Raw genomic sequence first — 24,237 nt, 5'->3', positions numbered from 1 at the left:
GAATGAGGGAAGAGGCGGTGTCACCGTAGCGGACCGTCCCACAACAGCATGCGTGAGGTCGGGCTGGTCCGCTGGCTGAGTGCGGGTTGCCGGAACGGGGCCCCTCCGGTCGGAAGGGCCCCTCCGGTGCAACTCAGACGCGGCGAACGACCACCGTCACTGGCACGCCCTCGCCGACCTCACCGGCGAAGCCGTCGATCCCCTCGGCGAAGTCGACGCTGTCGGCCAGCACCTCCCGGGCCACGAAGTCGCGGTACCCGGCCACCGCCGCCCGGACCTCGTCGGAGCCCGACGCGGTCACCACGATCCGGTCGGACACGTCGAGGTCGGCGTCGCGGCGGGCCTGCTGCACCACCCGGACGAAGTCCCGGGCCAGCCCCTCGGCGGCCAGTTCGGCGGTGACCGTGGTGTCCAGCACCACCACCCCCTCGCCGCCGGGCAGCGGCGCCGAGTGCTCCGCGTCGGCGGCGACCAGGCGCAGCTCGTACTCGCCCTCGGCCAGGGTCACTCCGGCGGCCACCGGAGCGCCGTCGACCAGCTCCCACTCCCCCGCCTTGACCGCCTTGATCACCTGCTGAACCTGCTTGCCGACCCGGGGCCCGAGCGCCCGCGGCACCACAGTCAACACCTGCTGGCAGTACGCCGACACCGCGTCGGTGAAGTCGACCTCCTTGACGTTGACCTCGTCGGCCACCAGGTCGGCGAAGGGCCCCAGCTGCCCGGCCGCCGGGCTGGCGACGGTCAGCTTCGCCAGCGGCAGCCGCACCCGCAGCCCCTTGGCCTTGCGCAGCGACAGCGTCGCCGAGGCCACCGCCCGTACCGTGTCCATCGCAGCGACCAGTTCGTGGTCGGCCGGGAACTCCTCGGCCACCGGCCAGTCGGTCAGGTGCACCGACCGCTCGCCGGTCAGCCCGCGCCAGATCTCCTCCGCGGTGAGCGGCGCCAGCGGCGCCACCACCCGGCAGAGCGTCTCCAGCACGGTCCACAGCGTGTCGAACGCGTCCGGGTCGCCCGCCCAGAAGCGGTCCCGGGAGCGACGCACGTACCAGTTGGTCAGCGCGTCCAGGTAGGACCGGACGGTGGCGCAGGCGCCCGAGATGTCGTACGCGTCCATCTGCGCGCCGGCCGTCGACACCAGCTCGTTCGTCTTCGCCAGCACGTACCGGTCGAGCACGTTCGCCGAGTCGGTACGACGACGAGCCTGATACCCGTCCGCGTTGGCGTAGAGCGAGAAGAAGTACCAGACGTTCCAGAGCGGCAGCAGCACCTGCCGGACGGCGTCACGCACGCTCGCCTCGGTGACCGGCATGTCCCCGCCGCGCAGCACCGGCGAGGACATCAGCATCCAGCGCATGGCGTCCGAGCCGTACGAGTCGAAGACGTGGTAGACGTCCGGGTAGTTGCGCAGGCTCTTGGACATCTTGCGGCCATCGGAGCCGAGCAGGATGCCGTGGCTGATGCAGTTACGGAACGCCGGCCGGTCGAACAGCGCGGTGGCCAGCACGTGCATCGTGTAGAACCAGCCCCGGGTCTGCCCGATGTACTCGACGATGAAGTCACCCGGGTAGTGGTGCTCGAACCACTCACGGTTCTCGAACGGGTAGTGCACCTGGGCGAACGGCATCGAGCCGGATTCGAACCAGCAGTCCAGCACCTCCGGCACCCGACGCATCATCGACCTGCCGGTCGGGTCGTCCGGGTTGGGGCGGACCAGCTCGTCCACCGCCGGCCGGTGCAGGTCGCTCAGGCGTACCCCGAAGTCCCGCTCGATCTCGGCCAGCGACCCGTACACGTCGACCCGTGGGTAGTTCGGATCGTCGGACTTCCACACCGGGATGGGCGACCCCCAGAACCGGTTGCGGCTGATCGACCAGTCCCGGGCATTGGCCAGCCACTTGCCGAACGAGCCGTCCTTGATGTGCCCCGGCGTCCAGTTGATCTGCTGGTTCAGCTCCACCATCCGGTCCTTGAACCGGGTCACCGCCACGAACCAGGACGACACCGCCTTGTAGACCAGCGGCGTGTCGCAGCGCCAGCAGTGCGGGTACGAGTGGGTGTAGGTGTCCTGCTTGAGCACCACCCCCCGCTCCTTGAGCTGACGGATCACCGGCTTGTTGACGTCGAAGACCTGCTCGCCCTCGAAGGGCGGCACCAGCGCGGTGAAGCGGGTGTGGTCGTCGACGGTGACGATGGTCGGGATGCCGGCGGCGTTGCAGACGTTCTGGTCGTCCTCGCCGAAGGCGGGCGCCAGGTGCACGATCCCGGTGCCGTCCTCGGTGGTCACGAAGTCCGCCCCGAGCACCTGGTACGCGTTCGGCCCGGCCTGCTCCACCAGGAAGTCGAACAGCGGAGTGTAACGGCGGCCGACCAGGTCCGCGCCACGCACCGTGCCGACCTGCTGGTACCCGTCGAGTTCCTTGGCGTACGCGTCGAGCCGCGCCGCGCCCACCAGGTGACGAACACCGTCGCGCTCCAGCACCGCGTACTCGATGTCCGGGCCGACGGCGAGCGCCAGGTTCGACGGCAGGGTCCACGGCGTGGTGGTCCAGACACCCAACCGCACCGGCCCGCGGAGCAGTTCCGGCGCGGCGTCGTCGGCGGTCAGCTCGAACCAGACCGTCAGCGTCGGGTCGTGCCGGTCGCGGTAGACGTCGTCCATCCGGGTCTCGGTGTTCGACAGCGGCGTCTCACACCGCCAGCAGTACGCCAGCACCCGGAACCCCTCGTAGACCAGGCCCTTGTCGTGCAGGGTCTTGAAGGCCCACATGACGCTTTCCATGTAGTCCAGGTCGAGGGTCTTGTAGTCGTTTGTGAAGTCCACCCAGCGAGCCTGGCGGGTGACGTACCGCTCCCAGTCCTGGGCGAACTCCAGCACCGAGCTGCGGCACGCGTCGTTGAACCGGGCCACACCGAGGTCGAGGATCTCCGCCTTGCTGGTGATGCCGAGCTGCTTCTCGGCGACCACCTCGGCGGGCAGGCCGTGGCAGTCCCAGCCGAAGCGCCGCTCCACCCGCCGGCCACGCATGGTCTGGTAACGCGGCACCACGTCCTTGACGTACCCGGTGAACAGGTGGCCGTAGTGGGGCAGGCCGTTGGCGAACGGCGGGCCGTCGTAGAAGACGTACTCGTTCTTCCCCTGGTCGCCGGCCGGGCGGGCATCCACGGACGCCTCGAAGGTCTTGTCGGCCGTCCAGTGCTCCAGCACCCGGCGCTCGACCGCGGGCAGGTCCGGGCTCGCCGGTACGCCGCCGGCGGTCGGGTCGTGCAACGGATAGGCCATCGGGGGTCGCTCCTCGCTGACGCTCACTGTCCTGTGGGTCTGCGAGGACGAGCCGCTCCGGTACGCCGTGACCGGCGCCTCGGGGGCCCGCGGTACCACCCCGCTTGGCGGTCAGGTTCGACCGCCCGCTCGTTAGGTCGGCTGTGACGGGCCGCCCCGTCCGGTTCTACTGAGCCGGTCACCCGGCCGTTCTTCCGGAAGCTCCCCGGTGATAGCCGGATCATCGCCGCCCGCCCATGATACCCACCCCACCTTCCACCCCTCCCCCCAATAACCCCGACGCTCCCGCCCTCCGCGATCTTGCAGTTCCGGTCCCCTCTTGGCGGCTTTCACACCGTTATGCACGACGAAAAGTGCAAGATCGCGGAGACGGTGGAGGGTGGGGGCGAGTCAGGGGGTGGGGAGGGTGGTGGTCCAGAGGGAGCGTCCAGCGCGGTCGCGGAGGTGGACGGTGAGGGCTCGGGTCTCGGCGTCGATCTGGACCTCGCCGAAGTGTTGGAAGCCCTCTGCCGGGGAGGTGTTGGCCCGCGGTGGGGCGTTGACGAAGACGGCCCTCGGACCGAAGGTGCCGTCCAGCGCGTTGGGGCCGAAGGCACCGGCGTGCGCCGGCCCGGAGACGAACTCCCAGAACGGGGTGAAGTCGGCGACCGCCGCCCGCGCCGGGTCGTAGTGGTGCGCGGCGGTGTAGTGCACATCCGCGGTGAGGAAGACGATCCCGGTCACCCCCGCCCGGTGTGCCGCACCGAGCACCTGCGCGAACTCCAGCTCCCGCCCGGCTGGAGCACCTGGGTCACCCTGCGCCACCCCCTCCTGCGCGCCCGCTCCGTCGGGCACCACCAGCCCCAGCGGCAGGTCGATGGCGATGATCTTCCAGGTGGCCCGGGAGCGGGTCAGTTCCCGGATCAGCCAGGCCCGCTGCTCGGCGCCGAGCAGGCCACGCTTCGGATCGGCGTAGGTGTTGCCGTCGTTGGGGTCCTTGTAGGTCCGCATGTCCAGCACGAAGAGATCCAGCAACGGGCCGTACGGCAGCCGTCGGTAGCGCGGGCCACGCGACGGCGTGGGCAGCCACTCGTCGAAGGCCCGCCGGGCCCGCGCGGCGAGCACATCCACCCGGCGCTCGGTGTAGCGGCTGTCGGTGAGCACCTCGCCCGGATACCAGTTGTTTGTCACCTCATGGTCGTCCCACTGGTTGACCTGCGGAACCTCCGCTACGAATGCCCGCAGGTGCTCGTCGAGCAGGTTGTACGCGAACTGCCCACGGAACTCGGCCAGCGACTCGGCAACCTTGAGCTTCTCCGGCACCACCAGATTGCGCCACACGCGCCCGTCGGGCAGCGTCACCGCCTCGGTGAGCGGATTGTCGGCGTACACCGTGTCACCGCTGCACAGGAAGAAGTCCGGCCGGCACGCCCGCATCGCCCGGAAGATCTCCATCCCGCCGAAGTCCGGTGCGATGCCCCAGCCCTGTCCGGCGATGTCCCCGGTCCAGACGAACCGCACGTCGCGCCGCTGGTGCGGGGCGGTGGTCAGCGAGCCGGTCAACGGCGCACTGGCCAGCCCCGGCCGGTCCAGGCTCTCCACCCGCACCCGGTAGTGCAGCCGCTCGGCGCCGGGCAGCCCGCGCAGCCGCACCTTGCCGGTGAGGTCGGTGTCCGGGGTCAGCACCGGCCCACGTACCCGGCGGGCGCCCCGGAAGTCGGGCCGGCGGGACACCTCAACGATCATCCGCCCCGGGCGGTCAGCCCGGGTCCAGAGCACCGCCGAGTCCGCCGTGGCGGCCCCGCTCTGCACTCCGTGCGTCAGCACCGGCCGCCCGGCGGGCCGCCAGGCCGGCCCGGCGAGCGCGCCCGGTCCACCCAGCAGCGCACCGCCGGCCACACCGGTGCCGGCGAGCAGACCGGCCCGCAGCAGGGTACGTCGGTCGAGTTCGGTCATCGTTCCTCCTGAATGAGGGGACTGACCGCTTCGGTGTACCGGCCGGACGTGGCCGTCGGCGTCCGTCCGGGTGACCGCCGCCGAAACGACGCATGACCGGTGTCACATGCCCCAGGTGTCACGCGACGGGCCGCGCGATCCGTCGAGGCGGTGTCAGACCGCACTATCGGGGAGGTTGTCATGCAACGGATCAACGTGGCCGAGGTGGCGCCGGAGGCCTTCGGCGCCGTGCTGGGGCTGGAGAAGTACGTCCGGGCCAACGTCGACCACACCGTGCTGGAACTGGTGAAGCTGCGCGCGTCGATGCTGAACGGCTGCGCGTACTGCGTCGACATGCACAGCCGGGAGGCGCTCGGCGCCGGCGAGTCGAGCCGGCGACTGTTCGCGGTGGCCGCCTGGCGGGAGGCGCCCTTCTTCGACGAGCGGGAACGCGCCGCGCTCGCACTGACCGACGCGGTCACCCAGTTGGGCGAACACGGCGTGCCCGACGACGTCTGGGATGCCGCGGCGAAGTTCTGGCCGGAGAAGGCCCTCGCCGACCTGGTTCTGGCGATTGCCACAATCAACGTGTGGAACCGGATCGCGGTGACCTTCCGCAACGAGCTGCCAACGGACGTGTGAGTCCGGTCGACGCGGCGGAGGCGGCCGGTGCGCTGGACGCGCACCGGCCGATGCTGCTCGGGCTGGCGTACCGGCTGCTGGGTAGCCGGCACGACGCCGAGGACATCCTCCAGGAGGCGTACCTGCGCTGGTTACGGGTCGACCGCGCCGAGGTGAGCGAGCCGCGTCGCTACCTGTCCCGGGTGGTGACCCACCTGTCGATGGACCGGCTGCGGGCCCGGCAGGCCGCCCGCGAGACATACGTCGGGCCGTGGTTGCCGGAGCCGGTGCCGACCGCGCCGTCGCCGTTCGGGCCGCTGGAGCGTGCCGAGCTGCGCGACTCGCTCTCCACCGCGCTGCTGCACCTGCTGGAGCGGCTCACCCCGCCGGAGCGCGCCGTCTACGTGCTGCACACCGCCTTCGAGCTGCCCTACGCGGAGATCGCCGAGTTGCTGGACCGCTCCGCCGAGGACTGCCGCCAGCTGCACCACCGGGCGAGCGTCCGGATCGGTCGCGACCAGCGCCGCTTCACCGCCGACCGGGCCGAGCAGGAACGGCTGCTGGAGGCGTTCATCGCCGCCGCGACCGAGGGCGACCTGGCCGCGCTGACCGACCTGGTCGCCGCCGACGCGACCGCGTGGAGCGACGGCGGCGGCCGGGTGCGGGCCGCCCGCAACCCGGTCACCGGCGCGGACCGGGTCGTCCGGTTCGTGCTGGGTGTCCGGGAGAAGGGCTGGCTGCACGCCGTGCGACGCACGGAACTCAACGGCCAGCCGGCCGCCGTGGTGGTCACCGCGGCCGGCGACACGTACGCGGTCACCCTCGGCACGGCCGCCGGTCGGATCACCGACATCTTCCTGGTGGCCAACCCGGACAAGCTGCCCTGGGCGGCCTGAGCCGAGCGGCTGGCTCAGCCCAGCTCGGGGAACCAGAGCGCCAGCTCGCGCTTGGCACTGTCGGCCGAGTCGGAGGCGTGCACCAGGTTCTCCCGGTTGGACAGGGACAGGTCGCCGCGGATCGTGCCGGCGGCGGCCTTGCGCCCGTCGGTGGCGCCGATCAGGCCACGCACCACCTCGATGACCTGATCACCGGAGAGCACGAGCGCGACCAGCGGGCCACCGGTCATGAACGCCTTCAGCGGCGGGTAGAACGGCTTGTCGACGTGCTCGACGTAGTGCTCGTCGGCCAGCGCGGCGTCCATCGTCCGGGACACCATCGCGTCGATCCGCAGCCCCTTGCGCTCGAATCGGGAGATGATCTCGCCCACCAGTCCTCGGCGGACCGCGTCGGGCTTGATCAGGACGAGCGTGCGGTCGTCCGGGCTGCTGCTGGACACGCTGGGTTCCTCCTCAGAGCGGAAGCCGGTCGGGCTGGGTACGGTCAGCCTAGCGACCCGGACCCGGCGCCGGCGCGGTGGCCGGCCTTCCCCCGGCCCCCGATCCGGCCTAGCCTGGCCCTGACCCCCGGGAGGTCCACTGTGGCGAATGGTGGCGGCAACCGACCCATCGCACCGGTACGCAAGTTGATCGCCGCGGTGCTGGGCACCGTGGCCACCTTCGTCATCCTCTTCGGCCTGGGCATGACCAGCTGGGCCATCGTCGCACTCGGTGCCGCCCTGCTGGCCCTGGCGATCGCGCTGGCCACCGTGCGCAGCGGCGGCCGCACCTGGGTCGTCGGCGCCGGCCACGTGCACAGCGCATCCGAGCCGCCGACCCAGTACGCCTTCGGTCGCTGCGAGCTGCAACTGGTGATCGACGCGCCCGGGCTGCCGCCCCGCTCGAAGAAGATCATCGAGCCGCGGGTTCCGGTGTCGAAGTGGCCGTCGCTGGGGCAGACCCTGCCGATCCGGGTGGCGTTGGACGACCCGCGACACGTCCGGGTGCTCTGGGACGAGGTGCTCACCCACACCGAGGCCGGCAGCACCGCCGACCTGCCCCCCGAGTTCGCCACGGTGCCGCCGGACGAGGTGCTGATCGGGCAGGAGGCGCCGCCGTGGGCCGGTCGGGCACCGGAGGACGACTTCCACGATCCCTCCGACGATCCGTCCGAAGGTCCGCTCGGCGGTCCGTCGGACGGCCGACCGCACGATGCCGCGGCCGAACCGGTGGAGCACCACGAGACGGTGCGGGTACGCCAGCGCCCGGGCCGACCGGTCGTGCTGGAGGGAACCGTGGTGGAACGCTCCGACGAGCAGCGGTTGCCCCGCCGCGCCACCCCCGCGCCTCGGATGCCCGCCGAGGAGCGGTTCACCGAGGAACCGTTCAGCCCGGCGGCGACCGCCGCCGGAGACGAACCTGCCGACCCGACGGGCGATCGATCAGCGCCGCCACCGACCGGCCCGGCCGCGAGCCTGGCCGATCCGATGGATCCCCTCGACCCGCTCGACCTGCCGCTCGACGATCCGGAACCGCGCCAGACCGCCAGCACCGAACGCCCGACGGCCGACAGCCGGGCGACGCCCGGCGACCGTCGGACTGTCGACGATCACCCGCAGTCCGCTGCGGACCGGGCGGAGGCGGTCGACGCGGGGGAACTGGACGAGGCGATCTTCGGCTTCCACCCGGACGCCGCCGACCCGGCAGCACCGATCAGCGGGGTGGGCATCACCCTGCTGGTCACCGAGCTGTCCCGCTCGCTGGAGTTCTACCGGGATCGACTCGGCTTCACCGAGGTCGACCGGGGTGCCGCCAACGCGGTGCTCTCCTCGGGGGCGACCCGCCTGGTGCTACGCGAGGTGACCGGGGCCCAGCCGATCAGCCGCCGGCTGGTCCACGTGAACCTCGACGTGGACGACATCCAGTCGGCGTACGAGCGGCTGCGCGAGTCCGGCGTCCGATTCACCTACCCGCCCCGGGTGGTCAACCGTGGCAGCAAGCTGGAGGTGTGGGCGGCGGCGTTCCGCGACCCCGACGGGCACGGCATCGCGCTGACCCAGTGGCGGGAACTCGCCGAGGCGTGACGAGGCCCCTGGAGCAGCCGGTAGCCTGACGCACCTCCGCGGCCGCTCTCAGCCGAGGATGACGCGGCGCACGTGCAGCGCGTACGCCCACACCAGCGCGAACATCACGCCCAGCACGAACAGCGACCAGTGCAGCAGGCCGGACAACAGCAGCAGACCCTGCAACACGGTGCCGGCGTGCCAGGCCCACGGCCGGCGCATCATGCCGGCGAGCACGGCGGAGACCACGGCCAGCGCCACCACCACGGCGATCGCCGCGCCACCGAGGTCAGCGCCGACCGCCCGGATCGGCTGGATCGCCAGCAGCAGCACCAACGCCTCCAGGGCGAGGGCAGCCGCACCGAGCCCGCGTACCGCCCGCTGCGGGTCGCGCAGGCCCGACCGGCGGGGCTGGCCGTCGCCGTCGCCGGTCATCGCTTCAGCAGCCGGCGGGCGTCGGCCACGGTCACCACGGAACCGGTGATGAGCACCCCGACGCCGGCCAGCTCGCCCGGCACGTCCTCCTCGGCCAGCGCAACCGCCGCCTCGATGGCGTCCGGCATCTCCTCGGCCACCTCGACCCGGTCCGGGCCGAACACCTCCGCAGCCAGCGCGGCCAGTTCCTTGACCGGCAGGGTCCGGGGCGAGCTGTTCCGCGTCACCACCAGTTGGTCGACCACCGGCTCCAGCAGCTCCAGCATGCTGGCGGCGTCCTTGTCGGCGAGGGTTCCCATGACGGCTACCAGCTTGCTGAACGCGAACTCTTCCTGGAGCGCGGTGACAGTGGCCGCCATGCCCTGCGGATTGTGTGCGCCGTCGAGCAGGATCGTCGGCGCGCTACGCACCCGCTCCAGCCGCCCCGGGGAGCTGGCGGCGGCGAAGCCTTCCCGCACCGCCTCCACGTCGAGCTGCCGGCGGGCACCCGCACCGAGGAACGCCTCGACGGCGGCCAGCGCCACCGCCGCGTTCTGTGCCTGGTGGGCACCGTGCAGCGGGACGAAGACCTCTTCGTACACCCCACCGAGCCCTTGCAGGGTGAGCACCTGACCGCCGACCGCGACAGCCCGGCGCAGTACGCCGAACTCCGAGCCTTCCCGGGCCACGGTCGCGCCCACCTCCGCGCAGCGTTGCAGGATCGGCCGGGCGGCCTCCTCCTCCTGGGCGGCGCAGATGACCGTGGCACCGGGGTGGATGATGCCGGCCTTGGCCACCGCGATGTCCTGGAGCGTGTCACCGAGCCACTCGGTGTGGTCGAGCCCGACCGGGGTCAGTACGCACACCCCCGCCTGGATGACGTTTGTGGCGTCCTCGGCGCCACCGAGACCCACCTCGACCACGGCCACGTCGACGGGGGCGTCGGCGAAGGTGGCGAAGGCCAGCGCCGTGGTCATGTCGAAGTAGGTCAGCGGCTCGGCCGAACGGTCGTCGACCAGTTCGGCCAGCGGCTTCACCTCGTGGTACACGGCGGTGAACCGAGCCTCGTCCACCGGCTCGCCGTCCAGGCTTATCCGCTCCCGCACGGTCTCCAGGTGCGGGCTGGTGTACCGCCCGGTGTGCAGCCCGAAGGCCCGCAGCAGCGAGTCGATCATCCTGGCCGTGGAGGTCTTGCCGTTGGTCCCGGTCAGGTGGATCGACGGGTACGCCCGCTGCGGGCTGCCCAGCAGGTCCAGCAGGGACGAGATGCGGTCCAGCTCGAAGACCATCCGGGTGAAGCCACGCGCGGCCAGTTCGGCTTCCACCTGCGCGAAGGCGGCACGATCGGCCCGACCGGTCCGCTCCCGGCGGTCCGCGCCCGCACCATCACCGGTACGGGCGCGGTCGGTCGGTTCGCTGGGTACGGCACCGGGCCGTTCGGCGCGGACAGGGTCGGTTCGGTCGACAGGGTCGGTCACGAGGAAAGTGCCTCCAGGGCGGCATCGATGCGAGCCAGGTCGGCCTCGGCGACCGACAGTCGTTCGCGGATCTTGGATACGACGTGCTCGGGGGCCTTACCGACGAACGCCGGGTTGTCCAGCTTCGCCCGGGCCTGCGCCGCCTCCTTCTCCGCCGCCGCGCGATCCTTGGTCAACCGAGCCCGCTCGGCGGCAACGTCGATCGAGCCTCGGGTGTCCAACGCGACACTTACCTCACCCGGCATGGCCAGCGTCGCACTGGCCTGGAAATCGTCACCGGCCGGATCCAGCCGCGCCAGCGACCGGATCAACGGCTCGTGCGCCGCCACACCGGCACCGGACAGCCCGTCGAGCCGGGCCGCGACCCGCTGGGTCGGGCGCAGGCCCTGGTCGGAGCGGAACCGGCGGACCTCGGTCACCACCCGCTGGAGGGTGGCCACCTCCGTCTCGGCCGCGTCGTCGATAAGCGCCCGATCAGCCGTGGGCCAGGCTGCCGTCAGCACCGTCTCGCCGCCGGTGAGTGCCGTCCACAGTTCCTCCGTGACGAACGGGATCACCGGGTGCAGCAGCCGCAGCAGCTGGTCCAGGACGTGACCGAGAACCCGGCGGCTGACCTCGGCCGGTTCGCCACTGCCGGCCAGCACCGGCTTGCTCAGCTCCACGTACCAGTCGCAGACGTCGTCCCAGGCGAAGTGGTACAGCAGGTCACAGACCTTGGCGAACTCGTACGACTCGAACTGCTCGTCGACCTCGGCGGTGACGTGGGCCAGCCGGGACAGGATCCACCGGTCGACGGTCGACAGCCGTCCGGCGTCCGGCATCGGGCCGTCGGTGTGCGCACCGTTGAGCAACGCGAACCGGGTGGCGTTCCAGAGCTTGTTGCAGAAGTTCCGCGAGCCCTGGCACCACTCCTCGCTGACCGGCACGTCGCCGCCGGGGTTGGCGCCCCGGGCCAGGGTGAACCGGGTGGCGTCGGCGCCGTACCTGTCGATCCAGTCCAGCGGGTCGACCACGTTGCCGAACGACTTGGACATCTTCTTGCCGTGCTCGTCGCGGACCATCCCGTGCAGGGCGATCACGTCGAACGGCTGCCGGCCGTCCATCGCGTACAGGCCGAACATCATCATCCGGGCGACCCAGAAGAACAGGATGTCGTACCCGGTGACCAGCACGCTGGTCGGGTAGAACTTCGCCAGGTCCGGGGTCTGCTCCGGCCAGCCGAGCGTGGAGAACGGCCAGAGGCCGCTGGAGAACCAGGTGTCAAGCACGTCCTCGTCCTGGTGCCAACCCTCGCCGGCCGGCGGTTGCTCGTCCGGGCCGACGCAGACCACCTCGCCGGCCGGGCCGTACCAGACGGGAATCCGGTGGCCCCACCAGAGCTGCCGGGAGATGCACCAGTCGTGCATGTTGTCGACCCAGGCGAAGTAGCGCTTGGCCAGTTCCGCCGGCTCGATGCGCACCCGACCGTCGCGTACCGCGTCGCCGGCCGCCTTGGCCAGCGGCGAGGTGTTGACGAACCACTGCAACGACAACCGCGGCTCGACGGTGGTACGGCACCGGGAGCAGTGACCGACGGCGTGCACGTACGGCCGCTTCTCGGCGACGACGCGTCCCTCGGCCCGCAACGCCGCCACGATCGCCGGTCGGGCCTCGAACCGGTCCAGGCCCTCGAACGGTCCGTGCGCGGTGATGACACCCCGCTCGTCCATGATCGTCAGGCTGGGCAGGTCGTGCCGCTGCCCGATCTCGAAGTCGTTCGGGTCGTGCGCCGGGGTCACCTTCACCATGCCGGTGCCGAACGACGGATCGACGTGGGCGTCGCCCACGATCGGGATCCGGCGCCCGGTCAACGGCAGCTCGACCTCGGTGCCGATCAGGTGGCGGTACCGCTCGTCGTCCGGGTGCACGGCGACCGCCGTGTCGCCGAGCATCGTCTCCGCCCGGGTGGTGGCCACCACCACCTCGTCGCTGTACCGGATCGAGACCAGCTCGCCGTCGTCGTCGGTGTGCTCCACCTCGATGTCGGACAGCGCGGTGAGACAGCGCGGACACCAGTTGATGATCCGGTTCGCCCGGTAGATCAGGCCGTCGTCGTACAGCTTCTTGAACATGGTCTGCACGGCGCGGGACAGGCCCTCGTCCATGGTGAAGCGCTCCCGGTCCCAGTCGACCGAGTCGCCGAGCCGGCGCATCTGGCCCAGGATCGCTCCGCCGGACTCCGCCTTCCACTGCCACACCCGCTCGACGAACTTCTCCCGGCCCAGGTCGTGACGGGAGAGCCCCTGCGCGGCGAGCTGCCGCTCGACCACGTTCTGGGTGGCGATGCCAGCGTGGTCCATGCCCGGCAGCCAGAGCGCCTCGTAGCCCTGCATCCGCTTGCGCCGCACCAGCGCGTCCTGCACCGTGTGGTCGAGCGCGTGGCCCATGTGCAGCGAGCCGGTGACGTTCGGCGGCGGGATCACGATGGTGAAGGGCTGCCGCTCGCTGTCCGCGGCGGCGCGGAATCGACCGTCGGCTACCCACTGCTCGTACCGTCGCTGCTCTACCTCACTCGGCTGATACTGGCCGGCGAGGGTCGGGGCGTCGGGGCGTCGGGCATCCAGTCTCTCGGTCACCCTGAAAGTCTACGGAGCGCTTCGACGGACCCGACGTGCGCCACCTGTCGTTCGCGTACGGTGTCGGCTATGTCCGACGCACATCTCAGTGCCCGCCAGCTCGACGAGGGCGCTCCGCCGGTCGAGCTGACCGACGAGCCGATCGAACTGGGCGACCGCGAGCCGGCAGACGCCACCGACCGGCCGGGCGTGCGGTCCCGGCGGCGACGTCTGGTCGTGGCGGCGCTCGCGATCATCGCGCTGGTGGGGGTGGGCGCGTTCGGCACCTGGGGCTGGCGGATCGTGCAACAGAAGGACGCCCGGATCGCCATCCCCGACCAGGTCGCTGGTCTTCGTCTGGACAGCAGCGATCGGGCTGCCAGCACCGCCGACTACCTGCGGAGCGGGCTGGCTGCCGACATTCAGCTCGACAGCAGCTTCGGCGCCGTCTACCAGGACCCGGCCGACGCCCGGCGATCGGTTCTGATCTTCGGAGGCACCACTCTGCTGTGGCAGCCTGAGCGGGATCTGGAAAGTCTGTTCGAGCTGATGGCAGACGAGACCGCAGCCGTGACCGGGCTCCGCGGCGTGTCGCCGGGGCGGCTGGGCGGCGTGATGAAGTGCGGCAGCACCGGCGGCGAGGGCGGCGATTTCGCGGTCTGCGGCTGGGCCGACCACGGCAGCGTGGTGCTGGCCATGTTCCCCGCCCGTTCGGTCGACGACTCCGCCGGTCTGCTGCGGCAGATCAGGGAGAGCATGCAGACCCGCGACTGACGGCTGCGGGGCGGGCTGACTCGGATGCTCGTGCGACGGCTGCCGCGCCCTCCCTCGGGCGCGACCGGCCACGCTGAGACTGACCCACCGCGTCCGGGCAGCTCGGACGGGCGTGCCGCACCGGCGTGGCCAGCCTGGCGAGGGCCACCAGGACGACTCCGCCACCGGCGAGAAGACACACCAGGAGTACGCCGTACACCTCGACACCCCAGGTGACGACGGCCGCGCCTATCGGCCCGAGAGACGTAGTGGGTCGCCCAGAAATGACTTCAGGGCCACCCCGTTTGGGGTGGCCCTGAATCGAAGAATGTCCGGCGGTGTCCTACTCTCCCACACCCTCCCGGGTGCAGTACCATCGGCGCTGGAGGGCTTAGCTTCCGGGTTCGGAATGAGACCGGGCGTTTCCCCTCCGCCATGACCGCCGTAACCTTATCAACATGTCAAACAACACCAACACCAACACGCTTGTTGGGGTGTTGTTTGTTTGTTGTGAGTTACACAGTGGACGCGTAGCAACTTTGATAGTCAAGTCCTCGGCCTATTAGTACCGGTCAACTGAACCCGTTACCGGGCTTACATTTCCGGCCTATCAACCCAGTCGTCTAGCTGGGGGCCTTACCCCCACAAAGTGGGGTGGGATACCTCATCTTGAAGCAGGCTTCCCGCTTAGATGCTTTCAGCGGTTATCCCTTCCGAACGTAGCTAACCAGCCGTGCCCCTGGCGGGACAACTGGCACACCAGAGGTTCGTCCGTCCCGGTCCTCTCGTACTAGGGACAGCCCTTCTCAAGTATCCTACGCGCACGGCGGATAGGGACCGAACTGTCTCACGACGTTCTAAACCCAGCTCGCGTACCGCTTTAATGGGCGAACAGCCCAACCCTTGGGACCTGCTACAGCCCCAGGATGCGACGAGCCGACATCGAGGTGCCAAACCATCCCGTCGATATGGACTCTTGGGGAAGATCAGCCTGTTATCCCCGGGGTACCTTTTATCCGTTGAGCGACACCGCTTCCACACGCAAGTGCCGGATCACTAGTCCCGACTTTCGTCCCTGCTCGACCCGTCAGTCTCACAGTCAAGCTCCCTTGTGCACTTGCACTCAACACCTGATTGCCAACCAGGCTGAGGGAACCTTTGGGCGCCTCCGTTACCCTTTAGGAGGCAACCGCCCCAGTTAAACTACCCACCAGACACTGTCCCTGAACCGGATAACGGTCCGAAGTTAGATACCCGAATCAACCAGAGTGGTATTTCAAGATTGCCTCCACCCATACTGGCGTATGAGCTTCACCGGCTCCCACCTATCCTACACAAGCCGACTCAAATACCAATGTCAAGCTATAGTAAAGGTCCCGGGGTCTTTCCGTCCTGCCGCGCGTAACGAGCATCTTTACTCGTACTGCAATTTCGCCGGGCCTGTGGTTGAGACAGTGGGGAAGTCGTTACGCCATTCGTGCAGGTCGGAACTTACCCGACAAGGAATTTCGCTACCTTAGGATGGTTATAGTTACCACCGCCGTTTACTGGCGCTTAAGTTCTCCGCTTCGCCCCGAAGAGCTAACAGGTCCCCTTAACGTTCCAGCACCGGGCAGGCGTCAGTCCATATACATCGAATTACTTCTTCGCATGGACCTGTGTTTTTAGTAAACAGTCGCTTCCCCCTGCTCTCTGCGGCCATACAACGCTCCACCCGCGCGGGGCTTCACGTCTCCGGCCCCCCTTCTCCCTAAGTTACGGGGGCAATTTGCCGAGTTCCTTAACCACAGTTCGCCCGATCGCCTCGGTATTCTCTACCTGACCACCTGTGTCGGTTTGGGGTACGGGCCGCTCAGAACTCGCTAGAGGCTTTTCTCGGCAGCATAGGATCACTGACTTCACCTGAATCGGCTCGGCATCACGTCTCAGCCTTCATGACGTGCGGATTTGCCTACACGTCGGCCTACACGCTTACCCCGGCACAACCACCGGCCGGGCTCAGCTACCTTCCTGCGTCACCCCATCGCTTGACTACTACCCGCCAGGTTCCCACGCTCCCCCAGCTTGGTCCGAAGACCGCACCAGGCTCGGGTGGTTAGCACAACGAGGTTCATCAGGGACGCTCCTTCGCGGGTACGGGAATATCAACCCGTTGTCCATCGACTACGCCTCTCGGCCTCGCCTTAGGTCCCGACTCACCCAGGGCGGATTAACCTGGCCCTGGAACCCTTGGTCATCCGGCGGAAGGGTTTCTCACCCTTCTTTCGCTACTCATGCCTGCATTCTCACTCGTGCCGCGTCCACAACTAGGTCACCCCGCTGCTTCACCCCCGGCACGACGCTCCCCTACCCACCCACACACCTGGATGCCCACCTCGAAAGACAGACACCGGGCTCTGTGTGAGTGCCACAGCTTCGGCGGTGTGCTTGAGCCCCGCTACATTGTCGGCGCGGAACCACTTGACCAGTGAGCTATTACGCACTCTTTAAAGGGTGGCTGCTTCTAAGCCAACCTCCTGGTTGTCTATGCGACCCCACATCCTTTTCCACTTAGCACACGCTTAGGGGCCTTAGCTGGTGATCTGGGCTGTTTCCCTCTCGACTACGAAGCTTATCCCCCGCAGTCTCACTGCCGCGCTCTCACTTACCGGCATTCGGAGTTTGGCTGATTTCGGTAAGCTTGTAGGCCCCCTAGACCATCCAGTGCTCTACCTCCGGCAAGAAACACACGACGCTGCACCTAAATGCATTTCGGGGAGAACCAGCTATCACGGAGTTTGATTGGCCTTTCACCCCTAACCACAGGTCATCCCCCAACTTTTCAACGTTGGTGGGTTCGGCCCTCCACACGGTCTTACCCGCGCTTCAGCCTGCCCATGGCTAGATCACTCCGCTTCGGGTCTAGAACATGCGACTCAAACGCCCTCTTCAGACTCGCTTTCGCTACGGCTCCCCCACACGGGTTAACCTCGCCACATGCCACTAACTCGCAGGCTCATTCTTCAAAAGGCACGCCGTCACCCCGCAAGGCTCCGACGGATTGTAGGCGAACGGTTTCAGGTACTATTTCACTCCCCTCCCGGGGTACTTTTCACCATTCCCTCACGGTACTCGTCCGCTATCGGTCACCAGGAAGTATTTAGGCTTACCAGGTGGTCCTGGCAGATTCACGGCAGATTTCAGGAGTCCGCCGCTACTCGGGAACACCCACAGAAGACCAGCAGCTTTCACCTACCGGACTATCACCGTCTACGGTCGGCCTTTCCAGACCATTCAGCTAACCACTGGCTTTATCACTCCTCACACGAGTGTCAGCTCGTGTAGCAGGGTCCCACAACCCCGACCACGCAACCCCTGACAGGTATCACACGCAACCGGTTTAGCCTCAATCCGCTTTCGCTCGCCACTACTCACGGAATCACATGTTGTTTTCTCTTCCTACGGGTACTGAGATGTTTCACTTCCCCGCGTTCCCTCCACACACCCTATGAGTTCAGGTGCAGGTGACATCACATGACTGATGCCGGGTTACCCCATTCGGACACCCTGGGATCACAGCTCGGTTGACAGCTCCCCCAGGCCTATCGCGGCCTCCCACGTCCTTCATCGGCTCCTGGTGCCAAGGCATCCACCGTTCGCCCTTGACAACTTGACCACAAAGATGCTCGCGTCCACTGTGCAATTCTCAACAAACAACCAACCCACAACCCACCGTCTCCCACCAGCCCGGCAACCACCGGCGGTATGAGAAACCAGGCCATGCCTGGCGCCACTCAGGACACCACGTCCCAAGCATCGGCTCTGAAAGACAACCACCACGGGTTGTTCCTTCAGGACCCAACAGGGTGCCCTACGCCTCCCCCAGCCGCACCACAACCCCGTTCCCACCACCCCACAGGGCAGCTGTACTAGGAAATTCCGGCCGTTGCCGAGGAAAACTCGCCAGTGTCTCCGCCAATCGAGCACCCCGACCCGACATCCGCGGGCCGCGGGCTCCATACCAGCCTTCGCTGGATGGTGCTCCTTAGAAAGGAGGTGATCCAGCCGCACCTTCCGGTACGGCTACCTTGTTACGACTTCGTCCCAATCGCCAGCCCCACCTTCGACGGCTCCCTCCACAAGGGTTGGGCCACCGGCTTCGGGTGTTGCCGACTTTCGTGACGTGACGGGCGGTGTGTACAAGGCCCGGGAACGTATTCACCGCAGCGTTGCTGATCTGCGATTACTAGCGACTCCGACTTCACGGGGTCGAGTTGCAGACCCCGATCCGAACTGAGACCGGCTTTTTGGGATTCGCTCCACCTCACGGTATCGCAGCCCATTGTACCGGCCATTGTAGCATGCGTGAAGCCCTGGACATAAGGGGCATGATGACTTGACGTCATCCCCACCTTCCTCCGAGTTGACCCCGGCAGTCTCCCATGAGTCCCCAACCGAATTGCTGGCAACATGGGACGAGGGTTGCGCTCGTTGCGGGACTTAACCCAACATCTCACGACACGAGCTGACGACAGCCATGCACCACCTGTCACCGGCCCCGAAGGACCCCACATCTCTGCGAGATTTCCGGCGATGTCAAACCCAGGTAAGGTTCTTCGCGTTGCATCGAATTAATCCGCATGCTCCGCCGCTTGTGCGGGCCCCCGTCAATTCCTTTGAGTTTTAGCCTTGCGGCCGTACTCCCCAGGCGGGGCGCTTAATGCGTTAGCTGCGGCACAGAGAACCGGAGAGGCCCCCCACACCTAGCGCCCAACGTTTACAGCGTGGACTACCAGGGTATCTAATCCTGTTCGCTCCCCACGCTTTCGCTCCTCAGCGTCAGTATCGGCCCAGAGACCCGCCTTCGCCACCGGTGTTCCTCCTGATATCTGCGCATTTCACCGCTACACCAGGAATTCCAGTCTCCCCTACCGAACTCTAGCCTGCCCGTATCGACTGCAGGCCCGCAGTTGAGCCACGGGTTTTCACAGTCGACGCGACAAGCCGCCTACGAGCTCTTTACGCCCAATAAATCCGGACAACGCTCGCGCCCTACGTCTTACCGCGGCTGCTGGCACGTAGTTGGCCGGCGCTTCTTCTGCAGGTACCGTCACTCGCGCTTCGTCCCTGCTGAAAGAGGTTTACAACCCGAAGGCCGTCATCCCTCACGCGGCGTCGCTGCATCAGGCTTCCGCCCATTGTGCAATATTCCCCACTGCTGCCTCCCGTAGGAGTCTGGGCCGTGTCTCAGTCCCAGTGTGGCCGGTCGCCCTCTCAGGCCGGCTACCCGTCGTCGCCTTGGTAGGCCATCACCCCACCAACAAGCTGATAGGCCGCGAGCCCATCCCAAGCCGAAAAACTTTCCACCCACAAACATGCGTCCGCAAGTGAATATCCGGTATTAGCCCCGGTTTCCCGGGGTTATCCCAAAGCCTAGGGCAGGTTGCTCACGTGTTACTCACCCGTTCGCCGCTCGAGTACCCCGAAGGGCCTTTCCGCTCGACTTGCATGTGTTAAGCACGCCGCCAGCGTTCGTCCTGAGCCAGGATCAAACTCTCCAACAAAAACCTGAAGGAAAATCCATCCCAGCAACAAACAAAATTGTTGCCAAAGGAATCCAAACCAACCAGAAAAACTGGCCAGCCCGGGAATCAAACAAAAACTTGGCACTGGCATATCAAGCACCCTGTTGAGTTCTCAAAGAACAACCACACACCAAACCCGGGCCCTCATTTGAGGAACCGCGTCCGGGGCAACCGCTCCAAACTATCCGAACTGTGTTCCGAGGTCAACCTGAGCAATCAGGCTTCTCGTAACTCGCTCGGGGCCCACGCCATCGCCCACCTTGCGGTGTCAGCGACTGTCGTGGAGAACCGCAGACCGGCCGATCATCACTCAGGACAACCCGCCCGGCTCCTGCCGGCTCCAGAACCCTACCCGGTCGGCTTCGCGATCGCAACTCCATCTCGCTGAGTCGCTCCACACCGCCCGGCCTCAGCTCCGCGTTGACTGGTCTTCGCGTTGCTGGCGCCCGTTCTCGGCCGGTTTGCCCGGCCTCCCGCGTGCAGAGAGAAAGTTACGCGGACACCCCCGAGAAGGCAAATCATCGTTCATCGATACGAGGTTTGAGTGCAGTGGACGCTGGTCGGGTGGCACCCCGGTGTTCGGTCCCGGCCGACGGCTCGGCTCACCGAAGCCGGTTCGGGTACGGGCGCAGTCTCCGCTGCTGTCTCCCCGCAGACGGCCATGAGGGGTTCCGACGTGCCAGAGTGTCAGGCATGGATGACGTGTCCCGGCCCGTACGCCCGGTCCTCGCCGAGGACGCGCTGCTCGGCCTGCTGTTACCGATATGGCAACTGCTCATCGGTGCCTTCGTGCTCTTCGCGGTCCTGGTCTCGATCGGCCGTCTGGCCCGACGTGGCCCCTCCAGGATGAGCACCGCTCTTCTGATCACCGCAGCCGCCATCGCCGGCTTCGCACTTGTCGGCGTACTACTTCAGGGATAGCGGCGTCAGAGCCGGCGATTCGCCAGGCTCGGCAGCTCGGCACGGATCCGGTCCAGGCAGCTCAGGTCGATGTCGGTCACCGCGAGCCCCGGACCGTCGGGTACCTGGGACAGCACTGTCCCCCAGGGGTCAATCACCATGCTCCGCCCGTAACAGGTGCGGTCGGGTTCGTGGTCACCGGTCTGCCCGGCTGCTGCGACGAAGCACTGGTTCTCGATCGCGCGGGCTCGCAGCAGCACCTCCCAGTGGTCTCTCCCGGTGTGCATCATGAAAGCCGCCGGCACCACCAGCAGATGGGCGGCACCAACGGTGGCCAGTTGCCGGTAGAGCTCCGGGAAGCGCAGGTCATAGCAGATGGACAGGCCCACCCGTAACCCTTCGACGTCGACCACGACCGGCTGCTCCCCGGGCGCCACAGTCGCCGACTCCCGATAGGAAACGCGGCCGGGGATCTCCACGTCGTACAGGTGGATCTTGCGGTAGGAGGCGGCGAGCGTACCCGAACGGTCGAAGACCAGCGTGGTGTTCCAGGTGCGGTCCGGGTCGGGGCCTGCCTCGTGGAAGGAGCCGGCGATCAGCCAGATCCCGAGCCGACGCGCCGCGGCGGCGAAGAACGCGCCCACGCGGCCGTCCGCGGACTCCGGCGCGGGCATCCCGGCGCCTGGGCCGAGATAGTCGACATACTCCGGCAGCAGCACCAGGTCCGCGCCGGCGCCAGCAGCGCGTTCGATGAGGGATTCCGCGGCGGCGAGGTTCGCCTCTCGGTCATCCCGGGAGTTCAGCTGGCAGACGGCGACGCGCATGGCTGCCAGCGTACGGGTGCACGGTGGCCGGCCGCAGTGTGCGGTCGCGGGGAACTCGTCCAGCGGCGCGGCGGTCGCCGCCGCCCGCGTCCCGCCGTCGCTGGCAGGGGGCAGACCGAGCCACCGGTCGAGTTCAGGCGGACTTCTCCTCGCGCTCGCGCCGGGCACGGCGCCCCGTGAACTCACGCGGAACGATGGTCGGGTTCACGTTCTCCAGTACCGCCTCACGAGTGATCAGCACCCGGGCGGCATCAGGATTGCTGGGCACCTCGTACATCACGGAGAGCAGAACCTCCTCCATGATGGCGCGCAGCCCACGAGCGCCGGTGCCACGCAGCATGGCCTGGTCGGCGATCGCTTCGAGGGCGGGCCGCTCGAACTCCAACTCGACGCCATCCAGCTCGAAGAGGCGTTGGTACTGCCGGACCAGGGCGTTGCGCGGCTCGGTGAGGATCCTCACCAGCGCGGTGCGGTCCAGGCTCCGGACGCTCGTGATCACCGGCAGTCGACCGATGAACTCGGGAATCAGCCCGAACTTGAGCATGTCCTCCGGCATCACCTGGCTGAAGATGTCATCGGTGGAGCGGTCCGAGACGGCGCGCAGCCGGGCACCGAAGCCGGTGCCCCCATGGCCGGTACGCGCCTCGATGATCTGATCCAGGCCGGCGAAGGCACCACCGCATATGAACAGCACGTTTGTGGTGTCGATCTGGATGAACTCCTGGTGGGGGTGCTTGCGGCCGCCCTGCGGGGGCACGTTCGCGACGGTGCCCTCAAGCATCTTCAGCAGGGCCTGCTGCACGCCTTCACCGGAGACGTCACGGGTGATCGACGGGTTCTCCGACTTGCGGGCGATCTTGTCGACCTCGTCGATGTAGATGATGCCGGTCTCGGCCCGCTTGATGTCGTAGTCCGCGGCCTGGATCAGCTTGAGGAGGATGTTCTCCACGTCCTCACCGACGTAGCCGGCCTCGGTGAGGGCGGTGGCATCGGCGATCGCGAAGGGCACGTTCAACATCCGGGCCAGGGTCTGCGCCAGGTGGGTCTTGCCACAACCGGTCGGGCCCAGCAGGAGGATGTTCGACTTGGCCAGCTCCACCCCGTCGTTGCCGGAGCCCGGCGCACCGGCCGCCTCGGCCTGGATCCGCTTGTAGTGGTTGTAGACCGCGACGGCGAGGGCCTTCTTGGCCCCCTCCTGCCCCACGACGTAGTTGTCGAGGAACTGGCAGATCTCCATCGGCTTGGGAAGCTCTTCCCACTTCACCTCGCCGGACTCGGCCAACTCCTCTTCGATGATCTCGTTGCAGAGATCGATGCACTCGTCGCAGATGTAGACCCCAGGGCCCGCGATGAGCTTCTTGACCTGCTTCTGCGACTTCCCGCAGAAGGAGCATTTCAGTAGGTCGCCGCCGTCACCGATCCGTGCCACCTACGTTCTCCCTGCACTCATCGGCCGGAGCCCCGGCCACGACCTGCGGACGCTGACGCTCCGCCCGTCTTCTATCGCCCGCCGGTCGCCCGGCGAAGCGGTACGGACCCGACGTTACCCGCTGCCGGAGGTTTCTCCGACCCCCAAAACGGGTGTGTCAGAGGTCGGTCGGCAACGAGCCCGACCGACCTCTGACCCGGTAGGGGTCAGCTGGCCGCGTTCGCGGCCAACAGACCCTTCTTACGACTGGTGAGGATCGTGTCGACCAGCCCGTACTCGCGGGCCTCCTCGGCCGTCATGATCTTGTCACGGTCGATGTCCTTGCGAACCAGGTCGACCGGGCGGTTGCAGTGCCGGGAGAGCATTTCCTCCAGCTGGGTGCGCATCCGCAGGATCTCCTTGGCCTGGATCTCGATGTCCGAGCCCTGCCCGTAGCCGCCCTCGGTGGCCGGCTGGTGGATGATGATGCGGGAGTTCGGCAGGGCCATCCGCTTGCCCGGAGTGCCCGCCGAGAGCAGCACCGCAGCAGCCGAGGCGGCCTGGCCGAGGCAGACCGTCGAAATGTCTGGCCGGACGTACTGCATGGTGTCGTAGATCGCCGTCATGGCGGTGAACGAACCACCCGGCGAGTTGATGTACATGATGATGTCCCGGTCGGGGTCCGTCCCCTCCAGGGTGAGCAGCTGGGCCATCACGTCGTTGGCCGACGCGTCGTCCACCTGCACGCCAAGGAAGATGATGCGGTCCTCGAAGAGCTTGTTGTACGGGTTGGACTCCTTGACCCCGTACGACGTGCGCTCGACGAACGACGGCAGAACATAGCGGTTGTGCACGGCCGCGAACTGGGGCGGCAGGCTGAGGTCGGTCATCGTCTGCTCCTCGATCAGCTCAGGGTCCCGGCGCCCTCGGGAACCTGAGCGGCACCCGTGATCACCTTGTCGATGAAGCCGTAGTCGACGGCCTCCTGGGCGGTGAACCAGCGGTCCCGGTCCGAGTCCGCCTCGATCTGCGCCGGCTGCTGACCGGTGTGGTAGGCGACGCGCTCCTGGAACATCCGCTTGGTGTACAGCATCTGCTCGGCCTGGATCGCGATGTCGGCGGCGGTGCCGCCCATCCCGCCGGAGGGCTGGTGCATCATGATCCGGGCGTGCGGCAGGGCGTAACGCTTGCCCTTCGTGCCCGCGCAGAGCAGCAGCTGGCCCATGGACGCGGCCATGCCCATCGCCACGGTCGACACATCGTTGTCGATGAACTGCATCGTGTCGTAGATGGCCATGCCGGAGTAGACCGAGCCACCGGGCGAGTTGATCCATAGGTTGATGTCGCGGTCCGGGTCTTCCGCGGCGAGCAGCAGCAGCTGCGCGCAGATGCGGTTGGCGACCTGGTCGGTCACCTCGCTGCCCAGGAAGACGATCCGCTCCTTGAGCAACCGGTTGTAGACCGAGTCGTCGAGGTTGCCAATGGTGTCACCGCCGCGGGCGTCGATCGCCCGTAGCGGCTTCGCTGGGATGTGCATGTCGGTCATGGC

At 67.5% G+C, this 24,237-nt stretch carries 15 protein-coding genes and 3 rRNA genes; 5 read left to right on the top strand and 13 right to left on the bottom strand.

The features are described from left to right. Positions 1–133: 133 nt before the first annotated feature. Both ileS and O7624_RS22325 read right to left on the bottom strand, forming a co-directional pair. Positions 134–3,280 (bottom strand): isoleucine--tRNA ligase, encoded by a 3,147-nt coding sequence (gene ileS, locus O7624_RS22330; protein ID WP_282237129.1) that lies wholly within the window; start codon positions 3,278–3,280, stop codon positions 134–136. A gap of 390 nt (positions 3,281–3,670) precedes the next feature. Continuing rightward, positions 3,671–5,215 carry an alkaline phosphatase D family protein gene (locus tag O7624_RS22325; RefSeq protein WP_282237128.1) on the bottom strand — a complete coding sequence of 515 codons (1,545 nt, stop codon included), beginning with the start codon at positions 5,213–5,215 and terminating at the stop codon, positions 3,671–3,673. A gap of 180 nt (positions 5,216–5,395) precedes the next feature. Here O7624_RS22325 and O7624_RS22320 point away from each other — a divergent pair, with 180 nt between their 5' ends. After that, entirely contained in the window at positions 5,396–5,836 is a 441-nt protein-coding gene (locus O7624_RS22320) for a carboxymuconolactone decarboxylase family protein (protein WP_093407591.1), read from the top strand. Beyond that, the gene (sigJ, locus tag O7624_RS22315; RefSeq protein WP_093407594.1) at positions 5,833–6,711 is read left to right on the top strand and encodes an RNA polymerase sigma factor SigJ; all 879 of its coding nucleotides are present in this window, start codon (positions 5,833–5,835) and stop codon (positions 6,709–6,711) included. Before O7624_RS22320 ends, sigJ begins: the two co-directional genes overlap by 4 nt. 14 nt (positions 6,712–6,725) lie before the next feature. Here sigJ and ndk read toward each other — a convergent pair whose 3' ends face one another. Next, positions 6,726–7,151, bottom strand: a complete 426-nt coding sequence (gene ndk, locus O7624_RS22310; RefSeq protein WP_282237127.1) for a nucleoside-diphosphate kinase — start codon at positions 7,149–7,151, stop codon at positions 6,726–6,728. Between the two features lie 141 nt (positions 7,152–7,292). Here ndk and O7624_RS22305 point away from each other — a divergent pair, with 141 nt between their 5' ends. Beyond that, the gene (locus O7624_RS22305; RefSeq protein ID WP_282237126.1) at positions 7,293–8,774 is read left to right on the top strand and encodes a VOC family protein; all 1,482 of its coding nucleotides are present in this window, start codon (positions 7,293–7,295) and stop codon (positions 8,772–8,774) included. Positions 8,775–8,822: 48 nt separating this feature from the next. Here O7624_RS22305 and O7624_RS22300 read toward each other — a convergent pair whose 3' ends face one another. The 3 genes from O7624_RS22300 to O7624_RS22290 form a co-directional block, all read right to left on the bottom strand. After that, positions 8,823–9,188 carry a DUF4233 domain-containing protein gene (locus O7624_RS22300; RefSeq protein WP_282237125.1) on the bottom strand — a complete coding sequence of 122 codons (366 nt, stop codon included), beginning with the start codon at positions 9,186–9,188 and terminating at the stop codon, positions 8,823–8,825. After that, entirely contained in the window at positions 9,185–10,456 is a 1,272-nt protein-coding gene (locus O7624_RS22295; protein ID WP_282240716.1) for a folylpolyglutamate synthase/dihydrofolate synthase family protein, read from the bottom strand. Before O7624_RS22295 ends, O7624_RS22300 begins: the two co-directional genes overlap by 4 nt. Positions 10,457–10,641: 185 nt before the next feature. Then, complete coding sequence (locus tag O7624_RS22290) at positions 10,642–13,260, bottom strand: valine--tRNA ligase (RefSeq protein WP_282237124.1); 2,619 nt, start codon at positions 13,258–13,260, stop codon at positions 10,642–10,644. A 69-nt stretch (positions 13,261–13,329) separates the two neighbouring features. Between O7624_RS22290 and O7624_RS22285 the strand changes: the two genes are divergently transcribed. Next, positions 13,330–14,013 (top strand): hypothetical protein, encoded by a 684-nt coding sequence (locus tag O7624_RS22285; protein WP_282237123.1) that lies wholly within the window; start codon positions 13,330–13,332, stop codon positions 14,011–14,013. A gap of 309 nt (positions 14,014–14,322) precedes the next feature. Here the strand turns inward: O7624_RS22285 and rrf are convergent. The 3 genes from rrf to O7624_RS22270 form a co-directional block, all read right to left on the bottom strand. Then, positions 14,323–14,439: ribosomal RNA gene (gene rrf / locus O7624_RS22280) — 5S ribosomal RNA — on the bottom strand. Between the two features lie 95 nt (positions 14,440–14,534). Continuing rightward, positions 14,535–17,647: ribosomal RNA gene (locus tag O7624_RS22275) — 23S ribosomal RNA — on the bottom strand. A 373-nt stretch (positions 17,648–18,020) separates the two neighbouring features. Then, positions 18,021–19,535: ribosomal RNA gene (locus O7624_RS22270) — 16S ribosomal RNA — on the bottom strand. The 16S, 23S and 5S rRNA genes sit together here, the layout of an rRNA operon. 714 nt (positions 19,536–20,249) lie before the next feature. Between O7624_RS22270 and O7624_RS22265 the strand changes: the two genes are divergently transcribed. Beyond that, positions 20,250–20,477, top strand: a complete 228-nt coding sequence (locus O7624_RS22265; protein WP_282237122.1) for a hypothetical protein — start codon at positions 20,250–20,252, stop codon at positions 20,475–20,477. A 5-nt stretch (positions 20,478–20,482) separates the two neighbouring features. Here O7624_RS22265 and O7624_RS22260 read toward each other — a convergent pair whose 3' ends face one another. The 4 genes from O7624_RS22260 to O7624_RS22245 all read right to left on the bottom strand — a co-directional run bounded on the left by O7624_RS22260 (position 20,483) and on the right by O7624_RS22245 (position 24,234). Beyond that, entirely contained in the window at positions 20,483–21,280 is a 798-nt protein-coding gene (locus O7624_RS22260; protein WP_282237121.1) for a carbon-nitrogen hydrolase family protein, read from the bottom strand. Positions 21,281–21,413: 133 nt separating this feature from the next. Next, positions 21,414–22,709, bottom strand: a complete 1,296-nt coding sequence (gene clpX / locus O7624_RS22255; RefSeq protein ID WP_210830537.1) for an ATP-dependent Clp protease ATP-binding subunit ClpX — start codon at positions 22,707–22,709, stop codon at positions 21,414–21,416. A 206-nt stretch (positions 22,710–22,915) separates the two neighbouring features. Continuing rightward, positions 22,916–23,578 carry an ATP-dependent Clp protease proteolytic subunit gene (locus tag O7624_RS22250; protein ID WP_093411492.1) on the bottom strand — a complete coding sequence of 221 codons (663 nt, stop codon included), beginning with the start codon at positions 23,576–23,578 and terminating at the stop codon, positions 22,916–22,918. Between the two features lie 14 nt (positions 23,579–23,592). Continuing rightward, complete coding sequence (locus O7624_RS22245) at positions 23,593–24,234, bottom strand: ATP-dependent Clp protease proteolytic subunit (protein ID WP_093411495.1); 642 nt, start codon at positions 24,232–24,234, stop codon at positions 23,593–23,595. Between the last annotated feature and the right edge of the window lie 3 nt (positions 24,235–24,237).

Source organism: Verrucosispora sp. WMMD1129 (assembly GCF_029581255.1).
Taxonomy (GTDB): Bacteria; Actinomycetota; Actinomycetes; order Mycobacteriales; family Micromonosporaceae; genus Micromonospora; species Micromonospora sediminimaris.
The sequence above is the reverse complement of the archived record's forward strand: the minus strand, read 5'-3'. Positions and strand labels throughout refer to the sequence as shown.